Source organism: Rhodohalobacter sp. 8-1 (assembly GCF_038150125.1).
Lineage (GTDB): Bacteria > Bacteroidota > Rhodothermia > Balneolales > Balneolaceae > SW132.
Map to the genome: position 1 here is coordinate 296,545 of NZ_JBBVMF010000005.1, position 19,468 is coordinate 316,012.

The 19,468-nt window shown below is 44.4% G+C and carries 15 protein-coding genes and 1 tRNA gene; 5 read left to right on the plus strand and 11 right to left on the minus strand.

Annotated elements, in window-relative coordinates; genetic code table 11:
- Nucleotides 1-150: 150 nt before the first annotated feature.
- Nucleotides 151-813, plus strand: a complete 663-nt coding sequence (locus AABW11_RS07285; RefSeq protein WP_340104141.1) for a DUF3267 domain-containing protein — start codon at nucleotides 151-153, stop codon at nucleotides 811-813.
- 6 nt (nucleotides 814-819) lie between these two features.
- Here the strand turns inward: AABW11_RS07285 and AABW11_RS07290 are convergent, their stop codons facing one another.
- The 3 genes from AABW11_RS07290 to AABW11_RS07300 all read right to left on the minus strand — a co-directional run bounded on the left by AABW11_RS07290 (nucleotide 820) and on the right by AABW11_RS07300 (nucleotide 3,827).
- Entirely contained in the window at nucleotides 820-1,257 is a 438-nt protein-coding gene (locus tag AABW11_RS07290) for a CHRD domain-containing protein (RefSeq protein WP_340104142.1), read from the minus strand.
- A 920-nt stretch (nucleotides 1,258-2,177) separates the two neighbouring features.
- Complete coding sequence (locus AABW11_RS07295; protein WP_340104143.1) at nucleotides 2,178-3,452, minus strand: DUF1186 domain-containing protein; 1,275 nt, start codon at nucleotides 3,450-3,452, stop codon at nucleotides 2,178-2,180.
- Between the two features lie 216 nt (nucleotides 3,453-3,668).
- The gene (locus AABW11_RS07300) at nucleotides 3,669-3,827 is read right to left on the minus strand and encodes a hypothetical protein (RefSeq protein ID WP_340104144.1); all 159 of its coding nucleotides are present in this window, start codon (nucleotides 3,825-3,827) and stop codon (nucleotides 3,669-3,671) included.
- A 650-nt stretch (nucleotides 3,828-4,477) separates the two neighbouring features.
- Between AABW11_RS07300 and AABW11_RS07305 the strand changes: the two genes are divergently transcribed.
- Complete coding sequence (locus tag AABW11_RS07305; protein ID WP_340104145.1) at nucleotides 4,478-5,170, plus strand: UPF0158 family protein; 693 nt, start codon at nucleotides 4,478-4,480, stop codon at nucleotides 5,168-5,170.
- A gap of 170 nt (nucleotides 5,171-5,340) precedes the next feature.
- On the opposite strand, the gene AABW11_RS07310 is transcribed toward AABW11_RS07305, so the two are convergent.
- Nucleotides 5,341-6,516, minus strand: a complete 1,176-nt coding sequence (locus AABW11_RS07310; RefSeq protein WP_340104146.1) for a Glu/Leu/Phe/Val family dehydrogenase — start codon at nucleotides 6,514-6,516, stop codon at nucleotides 5,341-5,343.
- 420 nt (nucleotides 6,517-6,936) lie between these two features.
- Between AABW11_RS07310 and AABW11_RS07315 the strand changes: the two genes are divergently transcribed.
- From AABW11_RS07315 to AABW11_RS07325, 3 genes are all read left to right on the plus strand, one after another.
- Nucleotides 6,937-9,495, plus strand: a complete 2,559-nt coding sequence (locus tag AABW11_RS07315) for a glycoside hydrolase family 9 protein (protein ID WP_340104147.1) — start codon at nucleotides 6,937-6,939, stop codon at nucleotides 9,493-9,495.
- Nucleotides 9,496-10,088: 593 nt separating this feature from the next.
- Nucleotides 10,089-11,816 (plus strand): single-stranded-DNA-specific exonuclease RecJ, encoded by a 1,728-nt coding sequence (gene recJ / locus AABW11_RS07320; RefSeq protein ID WP_340104149.1) that lies wholly within the window; start codon nucleotides 10,089-10,091, stop codon nucleotides 11,814-11,816.
- A gap of 286 nt (nucleotides 11,817-12,102) precedes the next feature.
- Nucleotides 12,103-12,178: transfer RNA gene (locus AABW11_RS07325), tRNA-Phe, on the plus strand.
- A 401-nt stretch (nucleotides 12,179-12,579) separates the two neighbouring features.
- On the opposite strand, the gene AABW11_RS07330 is transcribed toward AABW11_RS07325, so the two are convergent.
- The 7 genes from AABW11_RS07330 to AABW11_RS07360 form a co-directional block, all read right to left on the minus strand.
- Entirely contained in the window at nucleotides 12,580-13,401 is an 822-nt protein-coding gene (locus tag AABW11_RS07330) for a hypothetical protein (protein WP_340104150.1), read from the minus strand.
- A gap of 352 nt (nucleotides 13,402-13,753) precedes the next feature.
- The gene (locus tag AABW11_RS07335; RefSeq protein WP_340104151.1) at nucleotides 13,754-14,272 is read right to left on the minus strand and encodes a phage replication initiation protein, NGO0469 family; all 519 of its coding nucleotides are present in this window, start codon (nucleotides 14,270-14,272) and stop codon (nucleotides 13,754-13,756) included.
- Nucleotides 14,273-14,284: 12 nt separating this feature from the next.
- A complete protein-coding gene (locus AABW11_RS07340; RefSeq protein ID WP_340104152.1) occupies nucleotides 14,285-15,220 on the minus strand; it encodes a YqaJ viral recombinase family nuclease in 936 nt (311 codons plus the stop codon).
- A gap of 234 nt (nucleotides 15,221-15,454) precedes the next feature.
- Nucleotides 15,455-16,222, minus strand: a complete 768-nt coding sequence (locus tag AABW11_RS07345) for a DUF932 domain-containing protein (RefSeq protein ID WP_340104153.1) — start codon at nucleotides 16,220-16,222, stop codon at nucleotides 15,455-15,457.
- 448 nt (nucleotides 16,223-16,670) lie between these two features.
- Nucleotides 16,671-16,817, minus strand: coding sequence for a hypothetical protein (locus tag AABW11_RS07350; RefSeq protein ID WP_340104154.1), 147 nt, complete (start codon nucleotides 16,815-16,817; stop codon nucleotides 16,671-16,673).
- Nucleotides 16,818-16,989: 172 nt separating this feature from the next.
- The gene (locus AABW11_RS07355) at nucleotides 16,990-19,128 is read right to left on the minus strand and encodes a BT4734/BF3469 family protein (protein WP_340104155.1); all 2,139 of its coding nucleotides are present in this window, start codon (nucleotides 19,126-19,128) and stop codon (nucleotides 16,990-16,992) included.
- Nucleotides 19,115-19,333, minus strand: coding sequence for a helix-turn-helix transcriptional regulator (locus AABW11_RS07360; RefSeq protein WP_340104156.1), 219 nt, complete (start codon nucleotides 19,331-19,333; stop codon nucleotides 19,115-19,117). The genes AABW11_RS07355 and AABW11_RS07360 overlap by 14 nt, the downstream gene beginning before the upstream one ends.
- Between the last annotated feature and the right edge of the window lie 135 nt (nucleotides 19,334-19,468).

A 19,468-nucleotide genomic window follows, 5' to 3' on the forward strand; every position in this document is an offset into this window, starting at 1 on the left:
TCATCAATAATCCTAAAGATCAACACTGCCAGTTCAGAGATTAGTAAGACAATGTCTCATAATTTAAGTGTCGGAAATCCTTCAGCAGACACAATTCGAAATCATCAGAATAGGCATTATCTTAAACTTAAGTTTAATTTCAGCACAATCATGGCTTTTAGAAACACAGACAAAAAACCGACAGTTAGCGAGCTGGAGGAGTCAGATGACTACAAGAAACTGCAGGAACTGGATCATAACGAGATGGTGCCGTTTCTTTTGAAGAATCTGAAAAACAGGAACCCGGTTAACGCGGTGTTTAAACACGGCACAATGTTGCTTATTGCTCTAATACTATTTGTATGGATCGGGCGATGGAATACAAACGCATTTTTTATCGGCCTTGGAGCGGGACTCCTTTTTACGTTTACAGTTGGGCTGATTCTCCATGAACTGCTCCACCTGATTGTTTATAAACTTTTGGGCGCTAAAAAGACAAAGCTAAAACCGTTGTGGGATCAGGGGGCTGTAGCTGCAGTGGCGGACCATTTTGTAGTGTCGGAAAAAGAGTTTTACTGGCTCGCCTTTACGCCTTTTGTGGTGCTCACATCAGCAGGGCTTGTGGGTCTGTTTATGACGACTGGATGGATTTTTTACGGTGTATCGATCTTTCTGGTGATGCACGCCACGGCCTGTATAGGCGATTTTTCGCTGGCCGGATATATGTATGAGCATCGGAAAGAAGAGATATATACGTATGATGATGTGAAAAATGACAGAAGTTTTTTTTACAAAAGAACTCCGGAGAATGATAAAGGTGAGGCACAGGATTGACACGCATTACATTTTAGGTATCTGTCCTCTGATTTCACCGAGCTGATGGCGGTTTGATGTGACGTTTATGTAGAGTTGGCCCTCTCGTAATGAATTACGCAGCGCGTCGGTAAGTATAAACGCATTCTCCTCTTTTTTGAACACGCCTGCAGTTATGCTTTCCGCAATCTCCGGCTTCAGACGTAGCATTCGGTGACCGGACTTTCCAATTTTACCGTATTGAACATAAGCGGCCCGGTAGACCCCGCGAAGGTCATGGAACTCTCCTTCAATAAAAAGAGAGTCACTTTCAATCGTAATGGTAGCGAATCCAATAGCCGGGGTTTGCACAACAGGTATGTGGTTGTAACCGGCAAGAGTAGTTTCAGAGGAAACCTGTGCAAGAGCAGGTATTACCCAAAAAGTAAAAATAAATGATGCAGCCAATCCATGTCGTAATCGCATGTAACTCCTGTTTTTAGATTAACGATACCTTGTGGAACAACGTATTGAATCGTACGAATTTATATTCCGACCAGAGAAAATTTGTGGGTTGAAATTGGTTCTGATTTTGTTGAAAATACTTTAAAGATCTGAATTCGATTATCACATTCTGGTTACAAAAGCCGCCCATAAAAAGGGAATAGAAGGAAATTGATTCCGTATAATTCAAACCGGAATTAGTAAGGCATATTGATTCTTTGACCGAATAACTGTACTTATTCAATTACTTTCCAAAAAGCTTCATTATTCAACAAGTGCGTTTTAAAAATAAAAGCCCTATATCCGCAACCGAAATGTTTGTTCATCTTTCCGATTATCCTCTGCCTGAATATGAAGAATTTTCGCTCTGTCACTGGAAGCCCCTAATTTTGCCCCAAAGACGGGCAACACCATTTAAAAGGTGGCAGGATGCGTTTTCCGATCCAGAAGTACCATGTATTTTGCGGCTTAGGGTAGGGTGTGGTGTTTCGAGTAAATTTAAGTCTTAAAAACACCTATTCAGCCAATCAGGCTTCCACGGTTTATATCAGTCATACCCCCTCCGACTGAACTCATTTCTTTTGCGAAATCCATTGCCTCGGGGTGCCTGGACGGCCCGCATTTCTAAACCCCGCACTGCGCGCCGAAGAACCACGGCGCTTGTACGGGTCTACGAAGCTGTTGCCCCTGCCGGGGCTTATTGTTTCGCACAGGCGCGAAACCGAATTACATTGGTAAATTATTCGACATGTGCTTATTAGAATGAAATCGTCGTATTAAACCCTGAAAACAACACTTTTTATAATCTGTCCTGTTCAAAACGAACAAGATGATCTCCCCTCAGAAGGGAGATCTGACTCACAGCCGTTTAAGTATCAGGCATATCGATCAGCACCAGAAGCTCACAAACAACATTTTTTAAACTTCTTTCCGCTTCCGCAGGGGCATGGTTCGTTTCGGCCCACATCTTTATATGGATTTTTTGCAGGCTCCGTGCCTGGCAGAAACGGCTGAGCAGCATAGGGAAAATCATCCTCAGGGAAATCTGAAAAAGGATTCAGGCCGCTTCCGCTATCCGACATATCATCAGGTGGTGCAAAGGCGCCCATAAACGGCTCGGTTGTTAGAATCTCATACCTTTCAAAGATCGTTCTGGGCTGATCGTTACTATCAACCATTTCTTGCTTAATGTCATTTTCTACAGCCTGTAAATCACCTACCATTGTTTTATATATGAGATTATGCTCAAACAATTCACGAATGGAGGGCAAAAGTTCCTCAGCTGAGATATTGATACAGCTCCACACCAAAAAGCTGAGCAAAGTTGTGTCGATAACGCGATCATTGTCGAGCTGGCCAAGATGGAACTGAATCAGATCGTCGAGGTGCTCAATGACTTCTTCCCGTCGTGTTTCGTCTAACCTGACCAAATTTTCAAGTGCTGAAACTCCAATGTGTCGGCTGTAGGCATCCAGATCGGGCTCCTTTACAAAATTAGTGACTGCCTCAAGGTTTCCCTCCCCAAGGATTGCAACGGATTCAGAAAACAGGTCTTCCAGGATATCACCGAACCAGAACTCACGAAACTCTTCTCCCTGGCGCAGCAAGTCCAGAATTTTATCGAGTGATTCCTTACTGCGCAGCTCGGTGAGCAGTAAAATGGCGTGAACGCTGAATTCATAGCGATTCTCATCCCATCCGTCAACTTCATCAGAAGCCTCATCATAAAAAAATTCGTACCGACTTATAGCATCCTCCAGAACCCGCTCAAGGTCGGGGATCACTGTTTCTCCCGGAAGGTCCAGGATGGTTTTAACAAGCTCATCAGGAATATCAAGTCCGTGCTTGTAGAGCTCTTTAATTTCTGAATGAGTGAATAACGGAGCCTGATCAGTTTGGAGATCCTCAGGGTAGCTTCTACTCTTTACGGTCCTCTCCATCAGTTTTTCTTGCTGATGAAGGTCCAGATTTTTCTTCATGTTATGCTGCATGATGTCAAACATTGTTCGCTCCACCTCAGGAGAATCCGGTTCAACTTCACTTATAAAATCGAATCTCAATTTTGCCTCATCCACTTTGTCCGTCTTTAGAAGGTATTGGATGGCTGTTGAGTAGTATTTCGTTACCTCATCAATATGAAAGATGTCCCGATCAGGGTAGAGCTTATGAATGTGCATCTCTTCGCCTAACAGTTCGGGAACCTCATCTAACTGATTGTTTGCGATAAGATCTTCAGCCTGGTTAATCTTTGCAAAAAGGTAGTCAGGATGCTCTTTTAAAAGTTCGCGATTTACCTCAATCCCCTTTTTATAGCTTCCGGCACGATCGTAGGCAATTGATAAATAATTTTTGAAGTGCGGAATGTGGGGATATTTTTTGCAAAGCCGGTGCAGCTACTTGATGGTGCTTTTCTTCCCTTTGATTACATCAGGGTAAATTTCATCCATCTCGTCAGCAGCTTGATCAGATATCTTGTATCGATCAATGATAAAGTCAGCATCGTATTCGATTGTAAAATCAAAAGGGGTCTCTTCAACAGGTGATTCAGGCATTGGTTTGATGGGTTGAGATGCAGGATGAAATTCGAAAATAAATTAAACACTTTACAATCTATTCGAAACCACTAACCAAAATTAATAGTCGAAGAATCAAAGCTTTCTTCTGTTCTGAACGGAATATATATTTTGGGTTATACCTGTGAGTTTGTGGGTACATATAAATATTTTATGTACAGTTTTTCATAAAGTCTCATCAAGCCAGCAGGATCAATCAGTAGTTAAAACCAATCATTTATGTCCTTCGAATGGACGACGTATAGTGCTTTTTCAGATTCTTCATAAACCGGAACAGCACCGTTTTATTCAGAATGACAAAGGTTCTGCTGGGATATTGGGTGGCGTGACGACAAGGCTATATTGAAAAATCGACTACTGAGCCCACGCCGCCCACCTGTTATCCTATGAGCATGTCATCCTGATCGAGCCATTGTAGTTGATGGCGCAGAGAAGGATCTGCAGAAGTAATGGACCAATATTTTAAATTCTTTTCATGTTCAAAGTGATTGTCTAATTATTTTTCCATCATCCATAAAACCTTCTGATTAATCCAAAAAAATGTCCAAATTGATTTACCCACAAACTTTTCTGTAGAACTATATTTCTACAGATTTTATACCTGAACTCAAAACCAAACTCTTTAAACAATGCCGGCTATAAAATTGACAGATCACATGCTATCCATGCTCGAAATGGCGCTCGACGACAACAGCTTTATGGGCGACTGGTACTTTGACCGCGAAACAGACGATGTTACGTTTATAACGACAGAGGATTATCTGGAAGAAGAGGAAGAGATAAAGCAGCTTATTGAAGAGGATGAGGATGGTGAACGGTTTATTTACATCAGCCCGTTACCAAGCTCAGAAGACTGGCAGATGATGGAAGATTTCATCCTTGAACAGGACGATCTGGACGATACTGTTCAGTCACTGCTGCTGAGGGCTATCCAGGGGAGCGGAGCGTTTCGGAGATTTAATGATGCTATTGATGATGCGGGAATCAGGGATCGCTGGTATGCATACAAAAATATGAAGGAGCGGAAAAGGGCTCTTCAGTGGTTGAAGGATCATGAACTCATTTCAGATGATGGAGTTGCCGCAGGCATTAAAATGCTGGAAGACAACATCGCACGCCGGAAACGAATTGAAGAGGGGCAGAAGGGGATGGTGAAAGGAGCACAGGTTATATGTGTTAACTCGGTTGGCCATGCGGATAAAATTACGCCGGGAACAGCATACAATATTAAAAATGAACGCCTGGATGACCTGCTCATTCGTATTGAAGATGACCGCGGAAAAATTGTATGGCTTCCAAAGAGCCATTTTGAATTGGTTTGACATTCAGAAGAAATAATTGATGATAAAGGTAGTCCTCTTTAGGTGATCCGGATAACCAATCAACTGAACCTGACACCCCTCCCCACGCGACACGCGTGGGACTCCTCTCAAGGGGAGAATTCACCAACCCAATTCCCAAATCAACCAATCACCAAACAACCAATCATCAACTACCGCCGGTCCCGCATATAAAGCTCTCCTTTGCGGTGCGAGAAGTGACTGCTGGAGCTGTAAATCTTGCCGATGTTGCCTACCGCGTTGATCCGCTCTTCCGCCAGCCTGTTCGAGGCCTCCAGCGTAGTGATATTGTTCGTGTCGGCATACTCCAGGATGTCGGTCATGGTGTCGTAGATGCGAGAGGTTTTTCGCATAGCAAGCTCTTCGTTGTAGCCTTCAAGCTCGCTGGAAATATTGATAATTCCGCCTGCGTTGATCACATAGTCGGGAGCGTAAATGATGCCCATGCCGTCAAGACGTGCAGCATGTTCGGTTTCATCATCCAGGATATTGTTGGCCGCCCCTGCAATCACATCACAGGTCAGTACGGGAAGTGTTTCATCATTCACCACGCCACCTAAAGCACACGGGCTGAAGATATCGACATCGAGGCAGTATATGTTGTCTGGTTCTATATAAGTAGCCGAAAGTTCTTTGGCCAGTTTCTCTGCTTTTTCGCGGTAGATGTCGGTGACAAACAGCTCAGCATTTTCTTTGGCAATGTACCGGGCAAGGTTCGACGCAACGTTTCCGGCGCCTTGGATGGCGACGCGTTTACCCTCCAGCGAGTCGCTGCCGTACGCGCGTTTCGCAGCGGCCTTCATTCCCATATAAACGCCGTAAGCCGTAACAGGCGATGGATCACCGCTGCCGCCCATCGATTTCGGGATGCCGGTGACGTACTTGGTTTCCGAATAAATCCACTCCATCTCCTGCTCAGTCATGCCCACATCTTCGGCGGTAATATATCGCCCGCCAAGGCTGTCCACGAACCGGCCAAAGGCGTGGAACAGGTGTTCATTTTTGTCCGTGTGCGGGTCGCCGATAATCACCGCTTTGCCGCCGCCCAGGTTCAGTCCGGAAATAGCGGCTTTGTAGGTCATGCCGCGGGAAAGGCGAAGCACATCACGAATCGCCTCTTGTTCATTTTGATACATCCACATGCGCGTGCCGCCAAGTGCAGGCCCAAGCGTGGTATTGTGCACGGCAATAATCGCTTTCAGTCCCACATCAGGCCGCGAGCATACGACAACCTGTTCATGCCCGGCCGATTCAAGGCTGGAAAATAGCGGGAAATTGGTGTCAGATAATTTGTTCTCTTGGTGTTCAACTTCAGCTAATGACGACATAAATCAGCAAATCTAAGTGATAATTTCTTTGGTCTGGAAACGCTTCCAAAGGTATGTAATTGTGCCGGAAGTTTTCAAGACTCTATCGCAAAAAAACCTGGCAGATACTCTAAGTATGCCTCGCGCTGATCACCTTACATCAGGAGCTGATGTTAAATAAATGTGTGACAATTTTGAGCAAGCCTTTTATACAGTTGTGCAAATATTGCACATAGCCTTCAGCATCAACACAGATTATTCAATATTGAAATAGGAATAAAGTCTTGTTGTTCAGTTATATTGGGTTATTTTCTAATGTGTACAACTCTAATTTCTTTGCTCATTTGAACAAATTTAAACGCGGCGTTGAGCATATATCGGGTGCCTTTTCACCCGAATTAATTTTTGTTACCAAATCTAATTCCCAAAACAATTTGACTTATGATAGATAAGCTGATAGTTCCAATTCTGTTTTTGAGCATTTTACTTTTGTCCATTCATCAGCCGGCCGCCGGCCAGGAACTGAAAATCGGTGAAAACGACTATTTTGAGGCCCGGGGAGTTAACGTTTTCGTATTCAGCAACAGACCAGGCGGAATGTTTTTTGATGCCAAAACAAGCGGAATCGAAATTATTCACCATGGTGAGCGAACAGCCACCAATGGCGATGTGCGGTTTCTTCGAACGCCTGAGCAGTGGGACGGCCTTGGGGAATTCGTGAATCGCACGGTTGATATCGAGAATAACACAATTGAGACCCATCTCGAATACCCGGAATATGAATTCTTATACAGAGTGAAGGCGGAGGCCCGCGACAACGGCCTCGCTGTGAGCGTGCATCTTGATGAACCGCTACCAGAGGAGCTGGCAGGTGAAGCTGGATTTAATATGGAATTTTTGCCATCCGCTTACTTTGGCAAGTCGTACCTGATGGACGGAAAAGGTGGGCTGTTTCCGCGCCATCCCACAGGGCCAATGAACGTGAAAGAGTCCGGCCTAACCGAGCCGTTTCCCATTGCCCGCGGCCAAAAATTAGTGCTGGCACCCAATGATAGTGAACGTCACATTACCATTGAAGAAGTCACCGGAGAAACAGAACTCATGCTGCTTGATGGACGTAACAAAGCACAAAACGGTTGGTATGTGGTGCGCAGCCTGATCCCGGAGGGAGCTGACGGTAAGGTAATTGAGTGGTTTCTGGAGATTCATACTCAACCCGACTGGATTCGTCAGCCGGTGATAGGCCATTCCCAGGTGGGGTATCATCCTGATCAGAAAAAGGTGGCCGTTATAGAACTCGACCCTAATGACGAAGCCGTTCCGGAAGCGCGGCTGGTGAAGGTTACAGAAAATGGTGATACAAGGGAAGCTCATCGGGGACAAATAGAGAATTGGGGATCCTATCTTAGGTACAATTATGCCACGTATGATTTTACAGACGTAAAAGAACCCGGATTGTACGCGATTGAATATGACGGCAGCCAAACCCAGAGCTTCCGTATAGATCCGGATGTATATGGCACAATCTGGCATCAGACTCTGGATATCTTCTTCCCGGTTCAGATGGATCATATGCGTGTTCGCGAAGCGTACCGGGTGTGGCATGGCGCATCGCACCTGGATGATGCCCTGCAAGCCCCGCCCGATTATGAGCATTTTGACCTGTATCGTCACGGCGAATCGACCGACACCAATTTTGAGCCATTTGAACATATTTCCGGATTGAATTACGGCGGCTGGTATGATGCAGGAGATTATGACATACGGACACAATCGCAGTATTCGGCGCTGCAGAATCTTGTGCATACACAGGAACAGTTCGGTATTAATCGTGATAATACCACCGTGAGCCAGGAGACAATGTACACTGAAATTCACCGCCCGGACGGGAATCCCGATATTCTCCAGCAGATTGAACATGGAGCGCTTGGTTTGATTGCCCAATACCGCGCTATCGGGCATGCAATTCCGGGAATTGTAGCCGGTCATCTGTACCAATATACGCACCTGGGTGACGGTTCAACTAAGACCGACAATAAAATTTATGATCCTGAATTAGACCCGTTCTCGGAGGAACGAGGGGTAGGCGATATGTATCTGCCATCCACAGATGCCCCGGCTCCGGAAGACCGGGTGATGCAAACAGAGGAAAACCATAGCGGCCATTTTGATGATCGCTGGGCATTCACGACCAACACCTCAGCCCTCAATTACGGGTCCGCCGCGGCGCTTGCAGCAGCAAGCCGGACGTTGCGCGGTTACAATGATGAACTTGCCGAAGAAGTCTTGGAAACGGCCCTCGGAGTGTGGGAATACGAACAAAATCGAGAGCCTAACTTATTCAGGCATGGAAACACGACCGGCGGCCGGCTGGTGGAAGAGCAATTGAAACTGGCGGTGGAGTTGTTGATTGCAACCGAAGATCAGCAATATGCAGATGCGGTGCGAGAGATTTTGCCGGACGTTGAAGACAGATTTGGGAGCAACGCTTTTATGCTTATACAGGCCATGCCTTATCTTGATGGCTCATATACCGAACGTCTGCGAGAATTAACAGCGGAGTACCGCGCGTCAATCAGCGGTATTGAAGACGAGAATCCCTACGGCGTGCCGATCACCCGAGGAGGATGGGCCGGCAATGGAACCATCATCAATTTCAGTATCACAAACTATTGGCTGCACCGAACATTCCCGGATATCGTAGAGGCTGATCTGGCACTACGCGGGTTGAACTACATCTTCGGCACGCATCCGGAATCGAACTACTCGTTTGTATCAGGAGTAGGGGCCAGGTCTCAGCTTGTGGCGTATGGGACGAACCGGGCCGACTTTTCTTTTACACCGGGCGGAATTGTGCCTGGTGTTTTGATCCTGAGGCCTGACTTTCCTGAAAACAAAGATAACTGGCCATTTTTCTGGGGACAAAATGAATATGTGATCACTGTTGGGGCCAGCTACCTTTTCCTGGCGCATGCGGTTCAGGATCTGCTAAGTAAATAAATCAAATTTGGTCTTTCAGTACGCAAAAACAGTCATTTGTGTCATTCTCAGGACAAGATGTATTGCTTTTACAGATTCTGGATAAACCGGAAAATCACCGGTTTATTCCCCTGCTTGGGGATCGAGCCTTTGTAGCTGATGGCGCAGAGTCCCAAAGGGATGTTACAAAGGATCTGTAAAAGTAATGGCCTACTATTTGAATTATTATAACATCTTCAGAGCGATTGTTAATTGATATTTCTTACAACCCACAAACATTCCTGTAGTTCCACAAATTTACAGAGGGCCATCTCGTTAGAGGGATATGGCCACATTACTACATTGAATCAAAAAGGTGTCATTGATTGTCTGATACATTTAGTATAATGATGAGAGAAAATAACACGTTAATAAATCAGTAACAGTTGATATAGTGACGTTAATGGTACGTTTCCCGGCGTTTTGATCATGCCCTGTAACACTTCATCTTAATTGGTACCAACCCATTAACATGATCACTTAAACCTGCATTATTCGTAAAGATATTCTATCTGGCCTCTGCGGGATGACACCCGGTTGCCTGTTCAAAGAAAAATAAATCTAACCCATAACCAATGTCATTCAGATGGATCTACGCGTCTCCGGACAATGAAAACACAGTTTCTAATCTTAAACAAGAGCTCAATATTCCCGAGAACATAGCATACCTGCTATCACTTCGGGGGGTGGACTCATTTTCAAAAGCGCAGGGATTTTTTCGTCCCGGTATCGATAATCTCCACGACCCGTTTTTGATGGCCGATATGAAGGCTGCCACGGAACGTTTGTGTAAGGCAATTCGAAACCACGAAACGGTGGTGGTATATGGCGATTATGATGTAGACGGCACAACAGCAACAAGCATCGTGTATACATTCCTTGAAAGTTTCGGTATATCGGTGCACTACTACATTCCACATCGTTTTAAAGAAGGATACGGCATCAATCCAGATGGTATAAAGCATGCCATCGACATTGGCGCCGACCTGATTGTCTCGGTAGATTGCGGCATTACCGCTATTGATGAGGCAGCTTATGCCCGCGAGCATGGGATTGATCTGATCATCTGCGATCACCACAATGTGGGTCCCGAGCTGCCTGATGCCATCGCTGTACTCGATCCCAAACGGCCCGACTGCAATTACCCGTTCGACGGCCTCTCCGGCGCAGGCGTTGGATTTAAACTGATCCAGGGAACCATCAAAGAGCTTGGCCTTTCGCAAACCCTGGCCTACAAATATCTCGATCTTGTGGCAATATCAATTGCATCGGATATTGTGCCTATTGTGGACGAAAACCGGATTTTGATGCGTGAGGGCTTGTCGATGATTAACTCCAATCCGAGAGTTGGAATCAGGGCGCTTCTTCAGCTCATCAAAATGAAGCCGGGAAATATCAGCACGTCAAATATCGTATTTTCAATAGGCCCGCGAATCAACGCTGCCGGGCGGATGGGTGATGCCACAACAGCGGTTGAATTGATGATCGCAACAGATGAAACCGAGGCGTCACGTTATGCGAAGGAGCTTGAATCGATTAATAAACGACGGCGAACCACCGATTCGCGTACGATGGACGAGGCGGTCGAAAAAGTAGAAAATGATTTTAACATGGACGAGCTTTCATCGATGGTGCTGCACGATCCCGACTGGCACCTTGGGGTGATCGGCATTGTGGCCTCACGACTGGTGGATGCCTATTATCGTCCCGCCATTATGCTCAGTACGGTGGAAGGAAAGATCAAAGGGTCGGCCCGGTCAATTAAAGGATTTAACATCTACGAGGCGCTTAAAAATTGCGAAGATCTGCTTGAGCAGTTTGGAGGCCATGAGTTTGCCGCCGGCCTGACGATGGACGCCTCTAATTTGCCGGAATTCCGGGCGCGAATTGATGAAATAGCGTTTAGTTTTCTGAAAGAGAATGACTTTTCACCCGAGATCATCATAGACAGCAAACTGAATCTGGGCGATGTCAACGGAAAATTCTGGAAGCTGCTGAGCCAGTTTGAACCCTTTGGACCAGGCAATCTGCGCCCCACGTTTGTCAGCGAAGACGTCTGCATAGAGGGCGTGCCGTCGATTGTAGGCAACGGCCACCTGAAAATGAGAGTCCGCCAGGGCGAGTCGGCCGTGTACGACGCCATTGGCTTCAATATGCACGAATACATGCCAAAGCTCATCAATTGTGACGACAACAAAATTGACGTAGCCTACGTGCTGGAAGAGAACTACTGGAACGGCCGGCGCAGCATCCAGATGCGCCTGAAGGATATTCATATCGATGATAGAGAATTAGTTGATTAGTTGATAAGGGAATTGAGGATCTCAAAGCGTCAGCCGGCCGACGGACCTTGAAGCGTCCGGGTTTTGTGACTCGTCGAGTCGTTATTCGTTAATTGTTGTATTCGAATGTGGTAGATTTGTTAATTCATTGACTCGTACTCAATTATCGAGACATGAGTTAACTCCTGCCTTCGATATTCGCCACTTTTTGTTCAATATTCGATATTCCCCCGATTAATTCAGAAAATTTGGCCGGTTTGATTGTGAAGGGTTTAAAAAGCCCTTATATTTGGCGTCTTCGATGGAGGGGACTGTAGCTCAGTCGGTAGAGCAACGGACTGAAAATCCGTGTGTCGGCGGTTCGAATCCGCCCGGTCCCACCATTGCGTAAAGCCTTGTAAGACATAGAGATATGAGCTTACAGGGCTTTTTTATTTAAGGTGTATTTAGGCTTAAAAAATATTGATTAGGGTAACGTTAGGGTAACGCAGTACTTCGTAGCGAAATTGACTCAAGGTGATTCTTACTCTCTCCAAGGCCTTCGCCATCTTTGCTGAATTGACCTATTATGCGCCGGAATTCCAGTTAACTTTGCAAGCGCCTCGCACTCACACTTCCACATTTTTGAGAGCCTGCCGGGCCTTAACGGCTCCGCGCATAACGGGCGCGGAGATTATGAGCTAAATAAAGGCTGAAATTGTGAATATTGCCATTAGAATCCTGAACGAACGCGACCGCGTCAAGCAGTTAATGCGCATTGTTATATTGCGGTTGAATTATGTTACTATTTTATATCTTTTCGGTCTATGGTATACATGAAAAGCTCAAATTCCTTGCCAATAGGTGTGCCACGGCGGTAGAATGAAAAAGGACTCTTAGAGTATGAAGAAATTATCCAATTGTTTTGCCTATTCTCTCTAGTTAGTATTAACGGTTGATGATCTTTAGTTTCTGATAGTTGCTTAATCTCAAACTGGACATAAAAGTTAGAATTTTGATCAATATTTAGGTCGTCCCAATTCCTATAAAGAGTTGGATAATTAGGAACTGTATGTTTATTTGGATCCAAATAAACAGTTACCTTTCCGGGAATTTCTTCAAAATTATTATTTTGAGGTATATAAGATATCTCAACAGGAGATGATGGTTGTTCGCCTATCCCCTGAATGAAAAACAAATAATAATTTACAAACTCCGCATTCTCAGAACTCTTACTTATTTTTCCTTGTAATTTTACTTTTGAATTTTCTTCCGGTGTTCTGACAGAAAAAGAACTTATATAAGTTTCTGGATTGTTATCATTTCGTACCGCTTGAAATACATAAATCTCTTTTTGTTCAGCTTCTTCGTGGATATAATCTGTTCGATGTATTCCAGTTGATGGAATTTGAAATTGAACGTACTTAGCCTTTTCTAAATCGAGGGGTTTCCCCCACGGTGAATCAAAGATCGCAAGGGTATCCTGCCATAATTCGTCCGGATTATTTGAACCAAATAGGGTTATTTCAATCTGAGGTGAGGGAATATTGTTGTCTTTACAGCCAGTTTTAATTGCAATGAACCCAATTACTAATAAGATAATATATTTATTATTTGAATAGGTCATAAATAGGCTGACATGTGCTAGCAATATAACATGTATTTATGCCGTGGAAGTTTAGGGCTTAATTAAGTTGCATAATAGTTGAATACACTCAATCCAGCAAGTAAAACCCGGCTTTGGTTAAATAATGTTTTCGTGGGTTAAATAAAAGGGTCAAATAATAATTTTTATTTATCTGGCCAATAGCAACCTCTGATTATCCAGTTAGGGTATCATCCCAATACCTTCAATTGAAAAACAACTTACCTAATACTTTTGACCATGTTAGCTCACTTGCAGTGACGTAGTGAGCAAATATTTCAAAATAATTTCTTTCTAAAAGAGAAGGCATTGCCCCCTCTTCCAAAGATCCCTGTTAACCCTGCTGGCCGTTTACGGCCTCGGCATACTTCTCAGGTTCTTTGTAACCCTCTCGGTGAATAACGCGAATATATTCGCCCGATGGTTGCAATGCGAAGTGATCGATATCACCATGCCTGTTTTTGTATGGTAGGATACTTTCGATATTTGCGTAGGTGCGTTCCTGAGTCTCGTTCAGCACTACTAAAAGCAGAGAACTCATGCCAATCAGATTTTCGAGATCCACGCCCTGCTGAAGTTCAGCCGGGGTGTATTTGATTGAACGCCACTTTTCTAGGAATTTCCTGAGAGACGCTTTTTCATTCATACTGCGCGTGAAGCGCTTGCCAACAATGAAATGCCTCCCGTCCTCATCCGTGGACTGAAGCTCAAAGATGAGCGAGATTTTCTCTTTCGGCCCCCAGGGTGTTTCCAAAGTCCCAAGATTTACGGCGTCAACGAGTACAGCTGAGTGCAAGCCTTCATCAGGCACCGGGTAATTCGATGGGTCTTCTGTAATAATTAAGTCAGACATAATGTCCTCCGTTTATTTGACGCAGAAGCGCCTTGTTGTTTTCGTTTTAGTAAATTTTCGAGCCATTACAGGGAATCGTTGCTTGAGCTCTGTAACATCTACACGGTTTGTAGTCTGGTTCTTCCAGGTGATCAGATCTCGGCCTCCGGCGACTAACCGCTCGCTATCGCCGATTGAGTTCTTTAGAAAGGCTTCTAGCAGATCTTTTTCGAACGTCAATGAATTTATCTTCTGGCGAACTTTAATAAGTTCTTCGTAGTAGGCCTGGTCCTCGGCTGAGGCTTCTACCACAGAGCCGTCTGCGGCGCTTGGATACAGAATGAGCAGATCCTCATTGTTGACAGGTTCAGGAGCAATGTCCTTTAGAATATGCAGCGTCCACCACTGAATTATGTGCTCCGTATTTTCCTGAATGAATGCTTCATCGCGTTTAATGAAGATCGGTTCATGGAAAATTCCAGTGTCCCGCTCGAAAATCGCAAGGTATGCGTACCGATAACCAGTCAGCATCAGATAGTGCATTATTTGAAAATGCCAAGATTTAGGGTACAATCCCGTCTCGTTCTTAAGTAGGAAGCTGTTTGTACTTTTAATCTCTAAAACTCCTGGCCCATCATGCTTTTCACTGCTACAGATCTGACGATCTATGTTGCCGCGAAGAAAGCTATGTTCTGGATGCTGGTACGGTTCTGAGATGTTTCTGAGCTTTAGCCCTGTGTTGGCAGTGAATTTTTCTGCAATCATTGGCTCCAGCAAGTGGCCTAATTCCATAACAGGCGTACTGATGATTGGTTCCCTGCGTCCAGTCTTAACAAGCCAGAGCTGAAATGGGGTTGTCCACTGAGATTCTCCAAGGGCTGCTGCCACTTCTGAGCCTCCCAAATAGTGCTGTCGGGCGTGTACCCATTCTTTTGAAGGTATGTTATCGAGTATTTTTTTATTCGTCATAGTGTTTTGTTTTTAAGGGTTATAGAAATAAAAAAGGCCTCAATCTGAGGCCTATTGTTTATGGTTATCATTTGGTGGTGGGGTCTTTCCAAATAGCATGACGCTTATGACCGCCTTCAGGAAATCGCCTGTAGCCTTCGCTATTTCTTTTCCTTTTATCATTTTTTACCTCCGGATATAATGATGAGAATGATTTTCACAATTACTTTCATTGGTATCTTCATAGCTGTCACCTCAGAGGTTGAATACGTTGCTGATGTTGTGTTGATAGCGTGAGGCATAAGCTGGGTCAAGCTCGTGACTCGCATAGTTGGTCAGCCGGTTATAGAGTTTCCACTGGCTAATTCTGCCAATTTCATGCTCCTCGATGACCTGTTCAGCTAATCGCTTAGAGATTTTCTCAGAGACTTTCTCGACAAGCGCCTCATCCACAGGCAGGCGTTCCAGCCGATAAATGCGCTCCTGTATCTCAGGAAAGTATTCTGTGGCCTGTGAGAGCTTCTCTCCTAAGTTTTCGAATGAGAAGCCCTTCGTGTGCCGGGAGTAGTAGCGGCTCAAGACCTCCCCAAATACACAGCCGTTTGAGCAGATGTATCGGATGGATCCGAAAATGAATCTCACACCTTCGCTCTGGTCGTACGAATTGTGCAAATACGCCGATAGGGCAATATCGCTCTCACTGTCCTGAAGCGTTAGCTCCGGAAAGGTCATTTGAAGTCGCATGCGATTGTTGTCCACATAGGAATGCTGCCGATTGAATCGAAAGGTATGGCCGCACATGGCAAGCTCCCGAAGAAGCTTATCAATGAGGGTCGCATTGGGTACAAGCTTGTAGGATTGCTTTACGATGGAGATCACCTGATTGGTGTCTTCACGAACAATGGCTTTGTAATCGTTTGGCAGGAAGGTTCCGGTTTCTTGCAGATCGATTAGCGAGTGTTGGTCGTTATCCACGGCAACGGCTCTTTCCACAACGGGAAAACAGAATTTTTCTAGGTTCATAGGTCAATGGGTTAAGAATTGATGAGCGTGATTGCTCATAATTCTTATACCAAAAACGGACAGATTTTGACGATGAAACTGTCGACATGCTGTGGGCCCATGGGATTCGAACGATTTGAACGACATCCATTCCAGAGAGTAGATCTACCTTTTTGAAGTTTTCAGGCACTTTTATGGTATAAGAACACTGAAGGCTATAGGGCTGTAGTCTGCACTGATATGATAGATAGGGCGCTACCACTCTTCCAGCTTCCACGTGGTGGAGAAAGGAATAAATTGACCAGAAAAAATATCCAGTATGCGATTATTAGCTCGCTATGGTTGAAGGGGGTGATCCAGGTTTAATTCGATCTGACCATTAGAAGTCGGTTGATCTGACTACCTCTATGGGGGGAGGAGGGACCCGTGAATCGGGGAAGAATATGTTTAATTCGATTTATTTATGCACTCAGTAGTGAAATGAAACTTTTGGATTCACTTCTTCTGTCATAGCCAGGCTTACTTTATTGGCAGCGATGCTCAAACTTGATTTACTCCCCCCTAAATTAAGCTGTGTGGAATACATGTAGAATGTTCGAGATTTTGATGTCTTCATTTAGCGTCATATCGTTTAATTAAATCAAGATTCCCCTTTATGAGTAATTTGAGCGGGGTTTTATGAGTTTATTTGATTGATTTAAATCAAACGCATGGCCATTAAATCATGGCTCGTCTTGAGTTAGTTTAACCTCCGTGCATATAGAATGCACGGAGTTAAATTAAACGATCTAATCGGGATCTGTTAAACTGTAAAGCTTCTTATTACCATCATCTTTCACTGATAGTAATCCTTGCTCCACATACCACTGGGGAAACTCCTTTGCCTTGCTCTGGCCAAAGTCGAATTTATCCCCCAGCTTATCGTAAACACTATTCCATAGATCCGTGTGCTTCATGGTTTTTTTTTCTGCAAATAAGCCGGCTAAAAATTTCCGATGTTCGGCAAAAGAAATATTTCCCGGAGTGAATTTAGTTAATCCATTACGAAACATTGCAGGTGTACTACTGAGGTGTGGTAATCCGTTCTCGTCGACGCAAAATGTGAAAGGTCTAAATTCTATACCCCTCATATTTTCCGGGTCTACGGTCGAGGTTGTCTCGTTGTTTTTGGTGACTGATATTACAGATTCAGATTTATTTACGAGCTCAGTGCCAAGGTGTCCCCGTGCGTTACGATCTCCCTTATTCATATGAAGTACACCCATGATATGAATCTGATACTCCTGCGTCCAACGTAGCAGCTTTGAAGAGACCATCGTTGCCTGGTCTTCGTCGTTGATCGAACTAACCAGATCGCGAATTCCATCAATTACGACAAGACCGTAATCTTTATGCTTAGCAAGCATTTTCTCGATCTCCTCCAACCGCTCCTTTGGCGTTAGTGCACGGAGGGCGAAAACCTTAATATGCTCACGCATAAATTGGTTGTCTTTATCCGCGAGATTGGCGATTCGCCGTTTCACACGAATTACATCATTAGAGCCCTGCTCTGTATCAAAAACAAGTACACGACGCTTATCTTCTGGAAATTCTGTGTGTATCTGATTTTGGAAACGCCCACCTTTCAATGCTGCTGCTACAAACATACTAATGAGGAAAGTTTTGCGGCTTTTGGCTTTTCCGATCCATGTGCTAAAATTGCCAAGGGTTGCAATCTTACAAGGCTTATTTTTTTTGTCAGAGAAAAGCAGTGGTGAATCAAATATACCAAGGCATACCTGCTCTTCCTCGAGTTCATCATCAATGCGAACTTCGTGTGTTTCGCGCTCTGTGAAGTCATAATTGTCTGTATTGAGATCCGGTGCTGCTATAAGAGGCAATAGTGGGAGCTCCCTGCGTAGTTCACTTACAGGTACATCATGCTTTTTACAGGCATTAAAAAAGGTGCCAAGGGTGATTTCCCCTCGACTGTCCTTTAGCAGCTGAGTGTAGCGGTAGTCGCACTCCTGTCGGTTATATTTCGTGGATGCTGAAGAAATCTGGTGAAAGTATTCTCTACCTTCTTCACCTAATTCCGTCAAGGCAAAACCCTTCTTTATCCAATCATCGTATGCTTCAGTGATATTCAGGCCATTTCCCACTATATGTTTCACACAGGCTTCAACAAGTTGTTTGTCTGCCTCTGTGATGGTAGTCTGATTACGCTCAAGCTTATAAGAATCATCATTTTTGCCATCTGTCACCGCATAGGATTCTGGCAGACTTACTGTGGGGCAATTCTCATCGTAATAAGCATTGGGATCATGCGGTAAATAGCAGGCACTGACTACTGAAGAGGGAGAGAAATCTACCTCCAATCCATATTGCTGACTCAGATGATTACTAAACATTGTGTAATACTCTTTATGAGTCCCTTTGCTCGTATCTACTCTATAAACAAGTTTTATTCCATTTCCTGATGGAGATATAAACCCCATCGTAAGTGGATATTCTGGATCTTTTTTGACCTTTTCTAGGACACTTGTTGGCTCAACAATTTTATCTAAGTCAACGCATACATATGGAGAGGGTGTCATAATACCATCCTTGCTTCTTTCATTGAATTGCCCTGAAAAAGTGACGAAATCAAAATTTCTATTCTTGAACGACACTTTCTCGTTTGATGGGGTGCAATTACGGTATTCGTACGTTGTTTGTTTTGCGTTTTCATTAGAGATGATGTAGTCGAATACATTCTCTATTTGAACCGTATCAGATGGAGTAGTATTAGTGATTGGAGCTTCGAAATAGCTAATCCCATTACTTAGGCTTGGCTCCATTGCAGATGCCTTTGCGCCTATATGAGAGGTATTCCTAGAGTCATCAGATTGATTGCTCTGAGACAGATCCTGGCCATGGAGATTGGAGTGATTCTTATTTGTCTTCATGGCCCTCCACATTTTTGACTTCAACAGTTTCAGACTGACGATCCAACCACTGCTCGATGTCTGTGTGACGAAAGGCTGTGCGCCGGGGGCCAATTTTGATGGGCTTAGGAAACCTGCCATCCGCAATCCAGCGGTACAGTGTGCTGGATGGAATGGACAAGCGTTTCATAACTTGCTTCGGACTTATTAGGTCTATGTTTTTCATAAATTATATGCGATAAAATTAATGTTATTATTAACACTAATAAGATCTCGCTATAATCCATTAAGTCCAAGCAATTCAATGACTTAGGTGATCAATGCGAATTCCAAAAACGCCTATTTGGCATTGATCATGCAG